Origin of the sequence: Fictibacillus sp. FJAT-27399 (assembly GCF_001510655.1) — a bacterium.
In the GTDB taxonomy this organism is placed as follows: Bacteria; Bacillota; Bacilli; order Bacillales; family Fictibacillaceae; genus Fictibacillus_C; species Fictibacillus_C marinisediminis.
This window is the reverse complement of the sequence record NZ_LMVC01000003.1, coordinates 454549-471649: the sequence shown is the minus strand read 5'-3', so window position 1 is coordinate 471649 and position 17101 is coordinate 454549. Positions and strand designations below refer to the sequence as shown.

Here is a 17101-nt window from a genome sequence, read left to right as displayed (position 1 = left end):
TCTCTCAAAAAAAACATCTCGCTTACTGATGCTAAGAGAGACCCTCAAATCTATTGACTTTTAGAACAAGAATGGGACTGCTGGCGAAGAATGAGTCAGTCAGTTTGTGAAACAAATGCAGAGCCTGAATAGAAATCAAGGAAAAGCTGGCTTATCCTTGGTTTATAAGAATGGCAATGCAATCCCATTCCTCACGAGCTACAAGACCATTCCCCTACAAGGTGTCCTATTTGTGTTCTTTCTTGAGCCACTCCGCCACAAGCCTCGCGTCTCCGCCAGTCAATAGACCGGCCGGCATACCATTTCGCCCTTTTAAAATAATGCTCATGATTTCTTTTTCCGAATATTTACTTCCGATATGTTTTAGTGAAGGCCCTGCTGCTCCTTCAAGATTGTTTCCGTGGCAGCTTGCACAGTTTTGCTTGAACACGCTGTCAGCTGCTTCGAGATTTTGCTTTTCATGCTTCTTCTGCTCGTCCTGTCCGTTATTGGATGAACATGCAGCCAAAAGCAGCAACGCCATACTGATCATGGCCATTTTCTTTTTCATTGGTTTCTCTCCTTTTTTTAAATTCTATGGTTGGAAACAAAGGAAAGGAATTCTCTTTGTTTGGAGTGATCGTATTTTGTCAGTGCATAGGTATTGGCGTCAGGCAGCTGAATAGAATGGCAGTCCACTTCCAGCATCCTTCCCTCCAGCAGTTCTCGCCTGACTGTAGAGGCAGGCAGAAAGGATACCCCAAGCCCTTCTATAATAAATCTTTTCGTAATATGCACTTGTGACACTTTCATCATTCGCACACCAGGATATTTAGCTTTAATCGTTTTAATCAAGCCTCCCCAGTAACCTGGGTGATTATGAGTCAATAGATAATTCAATTCGAATACTTCTGCTTCTTCCAGAGGCGGTGCGGATTCTGAATCCCGGCCATCGTGTGTACAAACAAAGATCACTTTGTCTCTGTATAGGAGATTACAGATTAAATTGGAATTGGCTGTAGGAAGACATGATAGACCAATATCCACTTCATCGTTCAATACCGCTTGTTCGATGTGTTCTGATTCTATGATTTTCACCGATATTTCTGTTTCAGGATGCTTATTTAAGTATCGCTTCAGCACAAAGGGAAGAATCGTGTCAGCGATCAGCGGTGAGATGGCCAGGATAAGCTTGCTCGTATAGCCCTGGCTGAAGGAAGCAAGATCTTCAAGCCCTTTTTCATAAACGGCAATCAGCTTTTTGGCATGATCCAAGTATCGTTTTCCGTCTTCCGTCAGTTTAACTTTCTTTCCTTCCCGATGAAAGAGCAATCCCCCGATTTCTTTTTCAAGCTGCTTAATATGAACCGTTACGGAAGGCTGTGATATGTAAAGAATCTCTGCTGTTTTTCTAAAATTCCCTGTTTCTGCCGCCGTTAAAAAGGTATATAGCCAATTAAACTCCATTATTATCTCCTTATTAATGATCCTGATCAAGTTCTTTAAAAAGATTTAATTTTCTTAATTATATATATTCTATACAATGTTATCAAAGAAGAAAAGGAGAGATGATTGATGGAAAAAGGTCTTAAAGGTGTTGTGGCAGCACAGACGTCCATCAGCCATGTGGATGGCCTGAATGGAAAATTGCTGTACAGAGGTTTAGATATCGGCGAAGTGACAAAGCACTATTCATTCGAAGAAACAGCCTACTTTCTATGGCATGGAAAATTTCCAAATGAAAATGAACTGAACGATCTGAAGAATGAGTTAAAAAGAAACAGGAAGCTTTCAGGTTCGATCAAAGAGATCATTGATCACCTTCCAAAGAACATGGATTTGATGAGCGTGATCCGAACCGCCATCTCTTCAGAAGGCTCTGAAGAATATGGCTGGAAACCTACGATTGCTCAAGCGATTAGACTGACAGCGCTCGTTCCGAGTATCATAGCCTATCGGATACGCAGCATAGAAGGTAGGCCGTTTGTTTCTCCCTTCGAGGACTTAGATCATGTTGAAAACTATCTTTATATGATCAACGGCACACCACCTTTAAAAGCACATGCTGAAGCGCTGGAAACCTATATGATCTTGACGCTGGAGCATGGGATGAACGCTTCAACATTTTCAGCAAGGGTAACAGCTTCCACAGAATCGGACCTCGTTTCTGCTGCAACATCAGCCATTGGGACGATGAAAGGCCCCCTTCACGGAGGTGCCCCTTCCGGTGTGATCGCACTGCTGGATGAAGTGGCGGAAGCAGGCGATCCCGAAAGAGTAATTCGAGAGAAGTTAGTTCGTGGTGAGAAGCTGATGGGATTTGGCCATCGCGTATATAAAACACTTGATCCGAGAGCGGCCGCTTTGAAGGAGCGTCTCTTAAACATGACAGGAAAAGACCAATGGCTTGATCTGGCTCTTGAGACAGAACGCACGGCTGTTGCTCTATTGCAGGAATTTAAACCAGGACGTTCGCTGTATACGAACGTAGAATTTTATGCTGCAGCGATTATGAAGGCCATTCAAATGGATGACGAGCTGTTCACGCCCACCTTTACGGCCAGCCGAATGGTAGGCTGGACCGCCCATGTTCTTGAACAGTCAGAAGACAACACGATATTCAGACCAGAATCGGTTTATATAGGGCCGACACACAGCAAGGAAGATGTGAAGAACTGAATTCGATTCTAAAAAACACAAAGCACTTCCGCAAAGGAGAAGTGCTTTTACTTATTACGAAATTCACTTGGTGAACAATCCAAGACCGTACGAAAGACTTTATAAAAATTTGACGGACTTCGAAACCCTGCTTCATAGCAGATTTCGAGATTTGTAAGGCTCGTATTTTTAAGAAGATGGGCGGCCTTGTCTACCCGGATCTTCTCCAAATATTCCCTCGGCGTTTCTGAGGTCGCCTGTTTAAATTGCCGTTCCAGATAAAACGGACTGACACCGGCAAAATCGGCAATGTCCTGAAGAACGAGCGGTTTTTTATAATGCTGAACAAGAAATGATTTGACGCTTGTGACGATCTCCATCTGAGGAGAAAGCCCGGCATCCGGCTGGCATCGTTTACAGGCTCGAAAGCCCGCCTCTACTGCTTCAGGAATAGTTCCATAGAAATCCACGTTGATCTTCTTCGGTTTTCTCGAGCGGCAGGAAGGACGGCAATAAATTTTTGTCGTTTTGACAGCAGTATAAAATAAACCGTCATACGAACTGTCGCACGCCATAATTTTTTCCCACATCTCATCAAATGAGAGATTGTCCATCTTCACTGTCCCCTTCCTCTGCTCCTATTGTAAACTTCTGTTATTTTCAAGTTCAAGTAAAAATTGTTTTCGGTCCAATCCACCCGCAAATCCTCTCAGGTCACCATTATCCCCGATCACCCGATGGCAAGGAATAAGGATGCAGATGCGGTTCTTGCCGTTTGCGTTGGCCACTGCCCTGACGGCTTTGGGACGTCCCAGATGCTCCGCCTGCCCTTTATAGCTGCGCGTCGTGCCATAAGGTATATCCTTCAGCGCTTTCCATGTTTGCACTTGAAATTCCGTTCCGATACTGGCAACCGGCACGGAAAATTCCTTGCGTGACCCGGAGAAATACTCTTGGAGCTCGAAACCTAATTGGCGGCTCAATGGGCTTGATCTCTTTTTGAGATTGGCTTTAAGTCTCTTTTTCAGAAAAACAAGCTCGGTCTCAAGCGCCCGCCGGTCCATAAATTCCAGCAAACAGCATTCCCCCTCATAAAAACAGGCGATCAAAACACCGATCGGCGTCCAGTATCTCTGGAAGCTAAGGGTATTCGGGAGCTCTTCGTCACGGTTGCTTCCGCTGCGGAGCATGTCGTTTACCCGCTTGACGTACACGTACTTTTGCAGATCTCCGTCATGCTGCTTCAAAAACCATCTCCTCGCACGGCTATAAGAGGAATCATCCGGAGAGATCTGCTTCAAATATTTTTCCGGACGTTGTTCCTTCTGTATCAGGTCAACAAAGTTCCGGATGTCCTCTCGTTCGGTCCCATGGGTTAACGGCTTGCAAACTTTGCATTCTCTGAACCCGAAGCAGACGAGATCAAATAATCTTTTGGAAAAGACGGTGTTCTGCTTGTGGGGAGGTGTAGCGCTGCAGCCAAAGCGGCATGCGATGCCAGTTGTCGTCACGCCGATATAATAGCCAGCGTAATCATCCTTCCTAAGCAGTTTTTCGTAAAGGGCAGCATGCTTATCGTTTTCAGGTTCAATATAGTCATACCGTTTCTGAAGCACAGGATTCACCAAAAGCAAATCATTGCCTTGATGTAGTTCGTTAAACCGCTCGATCTGATTCATCTCATCACTCACCTCTTCATTATTCTGCCCTCATTCTATCAGCTTTCATCGGTGTAAATCGTCCTCATTCTTGCTCTTATGGTCTTACTCGCCGTATTAAAAAAGACATGCCCTTTATCCGGGGGCATGCCTTTACTTATTTTTATCAATATCAGGGTTGGCCGCCATAAGGGCATTGGCGGTGTCCCATACAGCCGGCAGAAAGCTGATCACTTCCTGTGCCCTGTCAAAGATATCTCTTGTGGTTGCAATACCTAAATCAGCGAGGAGTTCGGTAAAAGCAGGAGCCAGTGATTCTTGCAAATCAGGCGGGGCATCTGCTGCAAGGATCGTGCGGCATCGCGCAAACGTGGCTGCAATCCAAAATACAGCTTCTCGATGAAAACCGTCCTGAATCAGTTTCCTGCTTCCATCAATGGCGATCGGACGGGCAATTTTCGTAATATCTGTACTGAAAAAGAACGGCGTCCTGGAGACCGCCGCTGCACCATCGAAGGTTTCTTCAAGGTTGGCTAGGTGGTGCTCCACTTTTTCAGATGTAAAATGCCCACAGCCGAGCAGCCTCAGCAGATCCGTATATAATCCCTCCTGTCCGTATTCCACCAGTACCTCGCGCGCTTTAAGGTAACGGAGCCGAACGGTCGGATTCTGCATGGCAGCAACGAGAAGAACGTGGGTCGTGACCCCTGCCGGAAACAGCCAGCTTGTTACTTGTTCATGAATCGGTGCATTCGGCTGAATTGCAGCGAGCCCGGATTCAATTCTTCTCATTGCGTTTTCGCATCGGTTCCTCACCCATTTTTTCTCCGGAAAATACTTGGACACTTGCTGCTGGAGTTTCTGCAAATGTCCTGTGGGGTCAGCAATGATCGTGTTCGTACGGAAGCTTCCTGCCAAGTGGTAAGAGGATAGCACTTCTTGGGCTGATTTTAATAATTTTTGAGGTAGATAAGTAGCTTCCAGCAAGGTATCACGATAAAGAAACTTTCCGGGTTTCAGCGGTGGTTCATCCTCTGCAGTAACAAGCACAATATCGACGTCTGATCCAACCGGCAGTTCTTCGTCGTCTGCGAGTCCGATGGTCGATCCGCTGAAATACGCACCCAAAAACCATCTTTCAGAGCTGGCGTACTTCTTCACCCAATCTTCTGCGTTTTTACGAGCTTGACTGGCCTTCATCTTCTCACCCCGCTTTTTTTATAAATAAAAAGGGAAGCATGGAGATGTCTCCTTGTGCTTCCCTGATGTGTTGATTAACGAAGATATGGGATTGGATTTACAGCGTTTGATTTCGCGTAGTTCCACTCACCTTTATGAAGTTCGAAATGCAAATGCTGTCCAGTGGAATGTCCAGTATTACCCATCGTACCAAGTCGTTGTCCTTGAGTTACACTTTGTCCTGTGCTGACTGCACGCTCACTCATATGTGCATAAACAGTCGTGTACAGCTGGCCGTCAATGAAAGAAGAAATAAATACGACATTACCGTAAGAAGACGATAGGTAAGAACGGGCAACCGTACCTGAAGCCGCTGCTGAGATCGCATTGTCCGATCCAGCTTGAGCGATATCGATACCCGGATGGAAATCACTGCCGCCAAAACGCTTGCCAAATGGCGATGAAACGTAGCCATTGGCAGGCCAGATAAAGTTCGCTGAAACACTTGGCTCGCTATGAGTCGGCGCAGGTGAAGGCGCTGAATCATGCCGCTCTTGTTGGCGTTCAGCCGCACGTTTGGCTGCCTCTTTACGGGCTGCTTCTTCACGCTTGCGCTGTTCAGCTTCTCTTTTTGCTCTTGCCATCTCTTCTTTTACCGCTTTTTCCTGTGCGGAAAGAATTTGATTTTTCTCTTCAATACTTGTCACGTCTTCATGAAGATGCGTTTCCTTCTTCTTTAATGAAGCGGACAGTCTGTTTTTTGCTTCTTTTTGGGCGCTGAGCTTATCATTCAGCCCATTTAATTCCTGAAGCTTCGCATTCAAGGAATTCAGCTTTTGTTCTACATGCTGTTTATCCTGTTCAACTGCTGCTTTATCTCGCTTTTGATCTTCCAAAATGGACTTATCAGATTCTGCGATCAAATTTAATGAGATCAAGCGGTCAAGGAAATCACCGAAGTTTTGTGAGCCAAGTACGACATCAAGGTACTTCACCGCTCCGCCACTTTCATACATGGAACGGACACGCTCTTTTAAGATCGCATCGCGTTCTTTGATGCGTTTTTGAATCTTGACAATTCGGTCTTTCAAGCTTTGAATCTCGTTTTTCGTATCATTGATTTCTGTTTTTTTCGTCTGAATATCGTTCAGCGTCTGCTGCAGAGTAGACTCGATTTTTTGCAGTTCCTCAAGCACCTGGTCCTGCTGTCCTTGCACGCCTTTGATTTCTGCATTCTTTTCTTGCTTTTTCGCCTGATTTTCAGCTTGCTTTTTATGTATCTCACCCAACGTTTGCGCATGAGCAGAAGTGTATGTAAAAGCACTCAAGCCAATGCTTAGAGATAATAACCCCTTTAATATCTTTCTTTTCAATGGTATTGCCTCCTCCATACGTTCTCCTACACCCTCTTTTAATCCCAAGTGCAATTATATCATTTAGTAGATGGAGTTTTTGGGCAATTACATTACAACTATATTTCAAAATGTTACAAAACTCGCTAAAATGACCTAAGAAATGTAAGAATGAGAGACTAATTGACAGAAATGAAGGGGTTTTACTTTGCAGGAAATGACAATGCATGAGGATAATGTGGGGTTTTTTGTGGAAATTAGGCTGGCTTAGTTGAGCGCAGTTATCTGAATTTTAGTTTGGATCAATTCATTTTGAGTTACGCTCAATTAAATGATGTTCGGCTCAATTAATTGAGCGTCCGGCACAATTCCTCTCCTTTTCCGCTCCATTCTTCACATAAACTCCCCATCCGCTCTCCTCCCTCCATAAAACCACCCTTCTAAAGCAGGAAAATCTACTAAAAAAGAGAGATCTATCTAATAAGGAGTGGCTATGATCGTCAAATCTATACAAATCCCTCTTATCATCAAAAAACTAGAAGCCTTGCTTAGCAGACTGCCCCCAAACCATCCAAAACGGCCAATCATCGAAAAAGAGCTGGCCAGCCGGTTCAAAGGATACCGGGGCGAACAGTCCCTCGACTTTTATCTGCAAGAACTTCCACCGAAAGACCATCTTATCCTCCATGACATTCGCCTTCCTGCTCTCAACAGTCAATTTCAAATGGATTTACTCATTCTTACACCCTATTACCTTCTCAATCTAGAAGTGAAGAATTCTTCAGGCTCACTTCTTTTTGACGAAACACATCAACAGCTGATACGTACACACGAAGGTAAAGAAGAAGGATTTGCATATCCGATCATACAAATCCAACGCCATAAAAAGCTGTTAACCGAATGGCTTACAAAGAACCGTCTGCCTCAACCACCCATTGAATGCCTCGTTGTTATCAGCAGTCCCCAGACCATCATTCGAACCAAAGGCAGTCCTAGTAACCTCAAGTACATTACACGAAGCTCTTTAGTCCCTGAAAAAATAGAACACCTTAACCAACTGCACACAAATGAGATTCTGAGCAAAAAGCAGTTAAAACGGTTGTCCACTCTTCTTATCAAACAGCATACACCTGAAACATTCGATCCCCTCGAATACTTCCTGATTCCTAAAACTGACCTTCTCACCGGATTGCATTGCCCGGTATGTTTTACCCTTCCCATGAAAAGAAAAAGAGGAAAATGGGTCTTCATCGCCTGCTCCTATTCATCAAGCAATGCCCACATTTCCTCTTTACAAGATTATTATTTTCTTATTCAGCCGACCATCACTAATCAGCAGTGCCGGCACTTTCTCCAGCCTTCATCTCGATTTATCGCTCATGATCTGCTTTCCGACATGCAGCTCCAGCACGCAGGAAGGTAAAGTCTATTCCCTTAATGAACCTGAGAATTAAACGTCATGATCCAGATGGAGCCGGCTACGATCGTGAACACCATGACAGCTCCAAGCACAAGTGCCATCACATGATACCTCGGCTTCTCTCCTTCTCTAATGTGCATGAAGAAGAAAAACTGAATGATGAGCTGCAGTAAAGCGATCAAAAGAATGGAAACCGTCAGCATGCTCTTGCTCATCACATGCTGGATCACAAGCCACAGCGGGATGATCGTTAAAATGATGGAAAAGAGAAAACCCATAATGTATGTCTTTGATGAACCATGGTTTTCATGTCCGTTCATCTACATCACCCCCAACAGATAAACAACGGTAAAGATGAAGATCCAGACGACATCGAGAAAATGCCAGTACAGACCGACAATCGTTACTTTTTCTTTGGTCAGATGGTCGATGCCGTGCCTGCCGATCTGAACCATCACACCAATCATCCATATCAAACCGAACGTGACGTGAAGTCCGTGCGTTCCGACCAGTGTAAAAAAGGAAGAAAGAAATGCGTTAGTGGATATCGTTGCTCCTTCAGCTGCCATTTTGGCAAACTCCATAATTTCAAGTCCCACAAAGGACATACCGAGCAATACGGTAACCGCCAGCCATGCCATCAGCTGTTTTTTGTTTCCTTTATGCATCGCGAGTGAAGCAAGCCCGCTCGTAAAGCTGCTTGCCAAAAGGATGAAGGTTTCAGCAGTAAAGCCCTTGACCTCAAACAGCTCATGCCCTGTAAGATCTCCATCTGTGTGAGTCCTCAAGACGGCATATACAGCAAACAAACAAGCGAAAATAATACAGTCTGTTACAAGAAAAATCCAAAAGCCCAGCAATTTAAACGTATCGTGATGCGCCTCGTGGCGGGTATCCATAGACGTTACCGATTGTGCCATCACACGACCCTCCCTAAAGAAGCTTCCGTCCGCTTGATTTCATCTACAGGAATGTAGTAGTCCGTTTTCCGCTGGAAGGAACGGGCCAGCAAGCAGATGGCTACACCAGCCAATCCGGCGATTCCTACCCACACCCATTCAAAAGTAAGCCCAAATCCAGCTACAAACCAGCACGCCGCCATGAAAAATGGAATACCTGAGTTTTTAGGCATGTGGATCGGTTCAAACTCTTTATTTTCTTTTTCAGATGCAGCTCCATGCTTATGTTCCTTCATATCCCACCAGGCATCATCACTCTTCACCTCTGGAATATAGGCAAAGTTATAAAGCGGAGCAGGAGATGGAATGGACCACTCCAGCGTCCTGCCGTTCCACGGATCTCCTGTAAGATCGCGCTCGCCGTTCTTGATGCTGTAGAGGATCTGCCACACCTGGAACACGAAGCCGATTCCCATAAGGAACGCGCCACCCGTGGAAACAAGGTTGTACGGCGCCCAGCCCATGTCCCATCCGTACGTATAGACACGGCGGGTCATGCCCATGAATCCAAGCGCATATTGCGGCATGAAGCATACATAGAACCCAATGTTCCATGTCCAGAATGCCCATTTGCCGAGGCGGTCGTTCAATTTAAAGCCGAACATTTTCGGCCACCAGTAGTAGAGTCCTGCCAAATACCCGAAGACGACCCCGCCAATCAAGACCTGATGAAAGTGGGCAATCAGGAAATAGCTGTTATGGTACTGATAGTCAGCCGGCGCAACAGCCAGCATGACCCCTGTCGCTCCCCCAACGACAAAGCAGGGAATAAAAGCGAGCGTCCAGAGCATCGGCTGCGTCATGCTGATGCGGCCGCGGAACATCGTGAACAGCCAGTTGAATACTTTAACACCGGTTGGAATACCGATTGCCATCGTTGTTATGGCAAAGAACGTATTCACATCGGCTCCGGCACCCATCGTGAAAAAGTGATGGACCCACGTAAAGTAGGAAAGTACACTGATGATCATCATGGAAAATACCATGGATTTATAGCCGAAAATTTTCTTTTTCGAGAAGGTGCTGACGACCTCTGAGTAGATACCGAACGCCGGCAGCACTACGATATACACTTCCGGATGTCCCCACATCCAGATCAGGTTGACATACATCATCGGGTTTCCGCCTCCGGTTGCCGTAAAGATATGGGCACCGAAAAAGCGGTCAACAAACAATAACGCCAGCGTTACCGTCAATACAGGAAACGCGAAGATGATCGTGATGCAGCTGGCCAGTACAGACCAGGAGAACAGCGGCATCTTCATGAGTTTCATGCCGGGAGCACGCATCTTTAAAATGGTGACGAGAAAGTTAATTCCAGTTGCCAGACTTCCAATCCCCGAGATTTGAATTCCCCAGATATAGAAGTTTTGTCCCGGCCCCGGGCTTCCCGCAAGTTCGGATAACGGCGGATAGCTCAGCCAGCCGGCATCCGGCGATCCTCCCACAACAAAGGATAAGTTGAACAGCATGGCGCCAAAGAAAAACAGCCAGAAGCTCAGCGCGTTCAAGAACGGATACGCGACATCGCGCGCTCCGAGCTGCAGCGGCACCACAATGTTAAACAGTGCAAACATAAAGGGCATCGCCATAAACAAAATCATGATTGTGCCGTGCGTCGTAAAAATCTCATTGTAATGCTGTGAATCCAAAAAGTGTGAATTCGGGAACGCCAGCTGCATTCTCATGAGCAGTGCGTCAACTCCTCCCCTGAACAGCATGAGGAGGGAGGATACCAAATACATAATTCCGATTTTTTTATGATCAACGGTTGTGAGCCACTCGCGCCACAGCCAGCCCCATTTTTTGAAAAACGTAAGAAAAACCAAAATACCAAGAAGCGTGATCACAATGGCAACATCCGCGCCATAAATCAGCGGATCGCCGGTTACAAAAAATCCTTTCGCCTTGTCTGCCATCTGTTTTTCCCCCTTTCTTCTTTTCTATTATTTATCGTGGTCCATCATCGACATGTCATGTCCCCCGTGCTTCATCTCAGGCTTCATATATTTGCCGCCGTTGCGGTCGATCGTGTTATGAAACAAGGATTCAGGATACGAAGAAAATGATTGTTTCTCTGCCAGTCCTTTTTTCGTCAGCAGATCATATCTCTCCTGAGTTAGCGCCGGAGCTGATTTTTTGATTTGTTTTGCCCATTGGTTGAATTCAGCCTGCGGCTTGGCAACCACCTTAAATTTCATATGTGCAAAACCTTTTCCGGTAAAGTTGGCACCAGATCCGAAGTACGTTCCCGGCTTGTCTGCCTGCAGCCAGAGCCTCATCGCCATTCCCGGCATCGTATATTCTTGTCCGCCAAGCTCCGGAACCCAGAACGAGTTCATCATCGAATCCGATGTTAATTGGAATTGAACTGGAACGCCGGCCGGGATTTCCGCGTAGTTGACGGTCGCAATTTTTTGATCGGGATACTGAAACAGCCACTTCCAATCGAGTGAGGTGACCTGAATGGTAATCGGTTTTACATCTGTCACCGGCGGTTTGACAAGAGAATACGTTGTTTTGGCAGTGTAAACGCCCAAAATACAAATAATGATGACCGGAATTCCCCACCACACGATCTCCAATATTTTGCTGTCATTCCACTCTGGCGTATACGGTGCTTTATTGCCCGGTTTGTCACGGTACCTGTATACGATATAAAAAAGCAAAACTAAAACCGGTATCACCACAGCGGCACATAAAACCGCAGACAATACAATTAAGTCAAACTCCTTTTGCGCGACAGGGCCGGACGGATTAAAGACGAGATACCGCGGGTCGCATCCTGTTAGAAGTGCTAACAGGGTGATGCCCAGAGCAGAAACCTTCCAAAGATAGCCGGACTTATGTTTCTTCATGTGTGACCTCTCCTTTCATAACCTGAAACAGTGTTTCTATCTTCCTGATGGAGTGAAATAAGTACTATTTCATGCTATAACGGAGGGGCTTTTCTCATATGTGATATAAATCACACTTTCATAAAAATAAGGCTTGTTCTGCTTCTTTTGTCACAAAGTGGACAAATGAGGCCGCTGCAGGAAAAAATACTGTCACGCCATCTGGGCACCTGCATAGGGTATGGTAGTGACCATCTGCCAAAAGAAAGAGGGTAAACTATGGTGCAAAACCTGGATTACACATCACCAGCCACTCAATACACCGCCGATGTCAGCAGCAACGTGTTCACCAAAGACCGTGAGAATTATATAAATGTTTTGGGGATCCAGCAGTTAAACACGTTAGACAATGTTTCCTTATTGGATATTTTCTTGAGCACCAATAACATTGTCGAACCTCATTATCACCAAAATGCCGCAGAGCTTGTGTACTGCATTTCCGGTTCTGCTGTTGTTTCCATCTTCAATCCTTTTACGAAACAGTTCCATCACTATCCGATCGGACCCCGGCAGGTTGCTAACGTTCCTCAAGGCTGGTGGCATTATGAAGTGGCTGCCTCTGACCAAACCCACCTGCTGGCTATATTCAACTCACCGACCCCGGATGTCATCCTGGGTTCCGATCTTTTAAAATTCACCCCGTCCAACATCATGGCTCACACATATTGCATGAATGAAAAACAATGGATCCAAACGGTCGCACCCGTCCAGTCCACCACGTTTATCGGGCCGCCGAAAAACTGCAGTGGAGAACAACGCCAAGATCAGTATTATCCAAGCCATTATCCTCAGACTTTCTATCATCCGCCATATTAAAACGGCAAAAAAAAAAGGGGCTGTCCTGAAAGTCGAAAATTGACCTTCAGCAGCTCCTTTTTGGCTTGAAAATCTTCAATGAAAAGTTGATTGAAGTGGAAGGTGAGAGACTCCTGCGGGACTAGCGTGACAGGTGAGACTCCCGCCGGTGCTTGCACCAAGAGGCTCACCGCACGCCCCGCGGAAAGCGAGCAGCCTGGAACGGAAATCAACAGCTTACAGACTTCTTGGACAGCCCCTTGCTTGTTATTTTCCTGTTTTCGCGAACGTTGCGATACGTTCTCCGATTTCATCACGTACTCGCTGGAACACCTTCCATTTTTCTTCTTCTGTTCCTTCCGCTTTCGCCGGATCATCAAATCCCCAGTGATCCCGTTTTACATGCGGAGGAGTCATCGGGCACTTGTCAGCCGCATCCCCGCAGAGCGTGACAACAAGATCTGCGTTATTTAAAATATCCGGATCAATGATGTCAGATGTTTGATTCGAAATATCAATCTCCACTTCATTCATCGCTTTAACCGCATTGGGATTTAAGCCATGTGCTTCAATCCCTGCGCTTTTTACTTCCCATTCTTCACCAAGATGCATTTTAGCCCAGCCTTCTGCCATCTGGCTTCTGCATGAATTTCCGGTACATAAGAAATAGATTGTTTTTTTAGCCATTCTCAAACACTCCTTAACTCAATTTAATGAAGGATAATTAACCATAGATAGAGACCTGTCAACGTTATAAACAAGGTTGGAACCGTTAAAACGACCCCAATTTTAAAGTAGTATCCCCATGTTATTTTCACGCCTTTAGTATTCAGCACATGAAGCCATAATAATGTAGCTAACGAACCAATCGGTGTAAGTTTCGGCCCCAAGTCCGAACCGATCACGTTCGCATAAATCAAGGCTTCCCTCATGACACCTGTCGTATGGGTATCAGATATGGCTAACGCATCAATCATAACGGTTGGCATATTATTCATCACAGAAGAGATGACCGCTGCGATAAAGCCCATTCCAATCGTTCCTGCAAATAGTCCATGATGTGTGACGGATTCAATGGCACTAGCCAATAAATTGGTCAGTCCTGCATTTCGCAAACCATACACGACAACATACATACCGATAGAGAAGAATACGACCGCCCAAGGTGCACCTTTTATTACTGTTCTTGTCTGGACGGCTGAGCTTTTTCTTGCAGCTGCCAAGAAAATAACCGCGATGACTCCTGCGATGAAGGATACAGGTACAGAGAAGAATTCTCCTATAAAGTATCCAGCGAGCAGAACAGCTAATACATACCATGACAATGTAAACATTTTTACATCTTTAATGGCCTCTGCCGGTTTTTTCAGCTGATTGACATCGTATGTCTTTGGTATGCTTTTTCTGAAATACAGATAGAGTACAAGAACGCTTGCCAGCAGACTAAATAGATTGGGAATGATCATACGGCTGGCATACTCCGAAAAACTGATGCCGAAAAAGTCAGCTGACACAATATTCACCAGATTGCTGACGATCAGCGGCAAGGAAGTCGTATCTGCAATAAACCCGCTGGCCATGATAAATGGAATCACCATTTTGTGCTCAAATTTCAAATGGCGAACCATTGCTAAAACGATCGGAGTCAAGATTAACGCAGCTCCGTCGTTGGCAAAGAAAGCGGACACCACTGCTCCCAATACCGTTACCAGCAAAAACATTCTGATCCCGTTTCCATTCGCAAAGCGGGCCACATGAAGAGCCGCCCACTCAAAGAACCCTACCTCATCTAAAATAAGAGAAATAATGATAATAGCAACAAATGTGAGAGTAGCGTTCCAAACAATTCCCGTTACATCTATTACATCCTTAAAGGAGACCACTTGAAAGAGCAAAGCAATAAAAGCTCCTCCACAAGCTGACCACCCAATACTAAGACCTCTAGGCTGCCAGATCACAAACGTCAGTGTGGCTAAAAAAATGATACTGGCAATAATGACTGAACTCACAAATATATTACCTCCTTAACTATCACAAGAAATTCGTTTTCCCTGTGCCTCTAATTCTTCTATACGATACTGCTGACTCGGTAAGCCCTGAATGACTTGCAGGACAAACGAACGAAAAGGATAAGCAGCATTTAATGAATAATAGATCCATTGCCCGTTTCTCCGTTCTTTAACTAATCCGATATCCCTTAACTTTCGCAGGTGCTGACTAACGGCTGGCTGGCTCATCTGAAACAGATCGACAAATTCACAGACACAGCATTCGTTCCTAAAAGCCTAAAGGCTTTTTAATTAGTTTAATCGAAATATGAATTTCTTTATTTGTAAAAACAGGTTAAAGAAAAACGTATTCTCAAATGAGAACTACATATTCTGTTTGTGGCCCCTTTTGCCTCTTATTGATCTTGTTTCACTAATCTTATACCTCATCACATTTTCCCTTAAATGAGTTATGGATCCGGATTTCGTCCAGAGTTGGGAACAACCGTAAGTCCTTCACTTTTCCAACCGTCTGAAAGGGATCCACATTATTCCGTTTGGACCGTAACAAGGATTTCCTGAGAATCGGCTCTAAATCCTTATTCAGCTTCCACTCCTTCACAAACAACTTCCACATCAGGTGCAGTTCATTCTCTTTCAAATTCCCATTCCCCCTTCTTAAGTCTTATCGAAACACTGTATTAAGTTGTCCACGTTTTTTGAATGTGTAATGATATCCATTACTGAGTATAAGGGAACTGTGTTAATAAATAAAATTCATATTCAAATAATTGCGGATTCTACAATGAGGAGGATTGACGGGTACAATCGTTAAAAAGCAAGCAGGGATTGTTTCATTTTGTCTGGGCAAAATAAAGCAAAAAATAAAGGGGCACACGATTTGAAAATCATTCTTCTATTGTTATGTATTTGCAGCTTAACATTTTCGCTTATCTTTTTTATCCAGCTATATTTATTTGGTTATGCAAAGGCGAAGGAAAATCTGCTAAATCCGTTTTGGGTCATGGACAGCTATGAGTTCGCTTTGATCATATTGTTACTTATCTTCTTTTTCGGTAATATCATATACCTTGCCAGAAAGAAAAAAACTAATTGATTTTTTTTCTGATAAAAACAATCGTCACCAAAAGAAACGGTATTCCGATCTGAATCGGAAGGTGGATATACAGCGGTACAAAGTCTAATCCAATCTTTATATGTTCGGCAAAATTGCCCGCGATGATCAATGAACTGAATAGAATGATGATACCAATTGGAAACAGCAAGCTTTTATCATTCGGAAGTTTATATAGTTTCGCTGCTCCGAACGTCGCTGCGTAATAAAAAATAGCCAGTTTGAAGAAATTGGCTATGATTAATTTAAAAAGAAAAAAAACATCTAAATGCTGTAGAAACCCTATCTGTATTTTACTGATGGCTTCAAGCGTAGGAAATGTGGAACGCTGCATACTATCCGGCCCTATTACAGCTGTATCAAGCCCTATAGAGAAGCTTAAAAGTATCCCGCTAATCAGGATCGCCAGCAACCCAATCTTTTTAGCTTTCTTTTGCTGATTATAGAACGGCAATATCATTAGGAATGCAATAAGCTCACCAAATGGGAACGTTACCCCGCTAGGAAATACAGACTTTAAAACAGGTGTCCAGCCATTGGGCAGGATAGGGAATAATAAATCGAACTTTACGATACCTGAGGAAAACATTAATATCTTAACAATAAGAAAAAGAAGCATATATATGCCAAACATAATCTCCCCAACTCTAGCAAGGACTTCTATTCCCTTAGAAAGCAGATAAAACACGGTAAAGATAAATATACAATTCACTACAAAAACAGGTGTATAGTTATAATAAGCGTTTGTTAGTAGATCTCCGAAATCACGCAGGACCCTTGCTGAAAGATAAATAAAATAGATGACATAAACCAGTCCCAGAGTCCACCCCATGTACTTTCCTAAAATTTCAGGAAGATATTCGATGAATGAAAGTGTAGGAAACTGATTATATAAATAGTGATAGAGCAGATAAAGCAAGGCTCCGCCAACCATGCTGATGATGACAGTTAACCATGCTGCCTGCCTTGCCTGCAGCCCCACACCGACAATCATTGCGGTTCCCAATTCAAACAAAATGATAAGAGCAAGAAGTTGAAAAGTATCAACTTTTTCTTTTCTCATGATTTAGTCTCCTAGGTA

18 protein-coding genes and 1 pseudogene are annotated in these 17101 nt (G+C 44.4%); 3 read left to right on the top strand and 16 right to left on the bottom strand.

The window, feature by feature from the left end; genetic code table 11:
- Positions 1-226: 226 nt before the first annotated feature.
- Positions 227-550 carry a cytochrome c551 gene (cccB, locus tag AR335_RS16365; RefSeq protein WP_062237889.1) on the bottom strand — a complete coding sequence of 108 codons (324 nt, stop codon included), beginning with the start codon at positions 548-550 and terminating at the stop codon, positions 227-229.
- Positions 551-567: 17 nt separating this feature from the next.
- Positions 568-1446 (bottom strand): LysR family transcriptional regulator, encoded by an 879-nt coding sequence (locus AR335_RS16360; RefSeq protein ID WP_062237887.1) that lies wholly within the window; start codon positions 1444-1446, stop codon positions 568-570.
- Between the two features lie 105 nt (positions 1447-1551).
- Here AR335_RS16360 and AR335_RS16355 point away from each other — a divergent pair, with 105 nt between their 5' ends.
- Positions 1552-2658: a citrate synthase/methylcitrate synthase gene (locus AR335_RS16355; protein ID WP_156419042.1), complete on the top strand. Its 1107-nt coding sequence runs from the start codon at positions 1552-1554 to the stop codon at positions 2656-2658.
- 47 nt (positions 2659-2705) lie between these two features.
- Here AR335_RS16355 and AR335_RS16350 read toward each other — a convergent pair whose 3' ends face one another.
- The 4 genes from AR335_RS16350 to AR335_RS16335 form a co-directional block, all read right to left on the bottom strand.
- Entirely contained in the window at positions 2706-3251 is a 546-nt protein-coding gene (locus AR335_RS16350) for a bifunctional transcriptional activator/DNA repair enzyme AdaA (RefSeq protein WP_062237882.1), read from the bottom strand.
- A 24-nt stretch (positions 3252-3275) separates the two neighbouring features.
- Entirely contained in the window at positions 3276-4316 is a 1041-nt protein-coding gene (locus AR335_RS16345; RefSeq protein ID WP_062237880.1) for a methylated-DNA--[protein]-cysteine S-methyltransferase, read from the bottom strand.
- A gap of 132 nt (positions 4317-4448) precedes the next feature.
- Complete coding sequence (locus tag AR335_RS16340; protein ID WP_062237878.1) at positions 4449-5495, bottom strand: hypothetical protein; 1047 nt, start codon at positions 5493-5495, stop codon at positions 4449-4451.
- A 74-nt stretch (positions 5496-5569) separates the two neighbouring features.
- Complete coding sequence (locus AR335_RS16335) at positions 5570-6847, bottom strand: murein hydrolase activator EnvC family protein (protein WP_062237876.1); 1278 nt, start codon at positions 6845-6847, stop codon at positions 5570-5572.
- A 472-nt stretch (positions 6848-7319) separates the two neighbouring features.
- On the opposite strand from AR335_RS16335, the gene AR335_RS16330 reads away from it, so the two are divergent.
- Entirely contained in the window at positions 7320-8249 is a 930-nt protein-coding gene (locus AR335_RS16330) for a nuclease-related domain-containing protein (protein WP_062237874.1), read from the top strand.
- A gap of 11 nt (positions 8250-8260) precedes the next feature.
- Here the strand turns inward: AR335_RS16330 and cyoD are convergent, their stop codons facing one another.
- The 4 genes from cyoD to AR335_RS16310 are packed head-to-tail and all read right to left on the bottom strand — an operon-like array spanning position 8261 to position 12063.
- A complete protein-coding gene (cyoD, locus tag AR335_RS16325) occupies positions 8261-8566 on the bottom strand; it encodes a cytochrome o ubiquinol oxidase subunit IV (RefSeq protein ID WP_062237873.1) in 306 nt (101 codons plus the stop codon).
- Complete coding sequence (gene cyoC, locus AR335_RS16320) at positions 8567-9166, bottom strand: cytochrome o ubiquinol oxidase subunit III (protein ID WP_062237871.1); 600 nt, start codon at positions 9164-9166, stop codon at positions 8567-8569.
- Positions 9166-11124, bottom strand: a complete 1959-nt coding sequence (qoxB, locus tag AR335_RS16315; RefSeq protein WP_062237868.1) for a cytochrome aa3 quinol oxidase subunit I — start codon at positions 11122-11124, stop codon at positions 9166-9168. Before qoxB ends, cyoC begins: the two co-directional genes overlap by 1 nt.
- A gap of 27 nt (positions 11125-11151) precedes the next feature.
- Positions 11152-12063 (bottom strand): ubiquinol oxidase subunit II, encoded by a 912-nt coding sequence (locus AR335_RS16310; protein WP_062237866.1) that lies wholly within the window; start codon positions 12061-12063, stop codon positions 11152-11154.
- A 258-nt stretch (positions 12064-12321) separates the two neighbouring features.
- On the opposite strand from AR335_RS16310, the gene AR335_RS16305 reads away from it, so the two are divergent.
- On the top strand, positions 12322-12918 hold the full coding sequence (locus AR335_RS16305; protein WP_062237863.1) for a cupin domain-containing protein: 597 nt from the start codon (positions 12322-12324) through the stop codon (positions 12916-12918).
- Here the strand turns inward: AR335_RS16305 and AR335_RS16300 are convergent.
- From AR335_RS16300 to AR335_RS16275, 6 genes and pseudogenes are all read right to left on the bottom strand, one after another.
- Entirely contained in the window at positions 12915-13130 is a 216-nt protein-coding gene (locus AR335_RS16300; RefSeq protein WP_062237861.1) for a hypothetical protein, read from the bottom strand. The two genes, AR335_RS16305 and AR335_RS16300, sit on opposite strands and share 4 nt — an antisense overlap.
- Before the next feature lie 34 nt (positions 13131-13164).
- Positions 13165-13584 carry an arsenate reductase (thioredoxin) gene (arsC, locus tag AR335_RS16295; protein WP_062237859.1) on the bottom strand — a complete coding sequence of 140 codons (420 nt, stop codon included), beginning with the start codon at positions 13582-13584 and terminating at the stop codon, positions 13165-13167.
- Positions 13585-13607: 23 nt separating this feature from the next.
- Entirely contained in the window at positions 13608-14906 is a 1299-nt protein-coding gene (locus tag AR335_RS16290) for an arsenic transporter (RefSeq protein WP_062237857.1), read from the bottom strand.
- Between the two features lie 15 nt (positions 14907-14921).
- Positions 14922-15173: pseudogene (locus tag AR335_RS25385) on the bottom strand (ArsR/SmtB family transcription factor); the annotation flags it as partial.
- 151 nt (positions 15174-15324) lie between these two features.
- Positions 15325-15546 carry a hypothetical protein gene (locus AR335_RS16285; RefSeq protein WP_062237854.1) on the bottom strand — a complete coding sequence of 74 codons (222 nt, stop codon included), beginning with the start codon at positions 15544-15546 and terminating at the stop codon, positions 15325-15327.
- 448 nt (positions 15547-15994) lie between these two features.
- On the bottom strand, positions 15995-17083 hold the full coding sequence (locus tag AR335_RS16275; protein ID WP_062237850.1) for a GerAB/ArcD/ProY family transporter: 1089 nt from the start codon (positions 17081-17083) through the stop codon (positions 15995-15997).
- Positions 17084-17101: the final 18 nt, after the last annotated feature.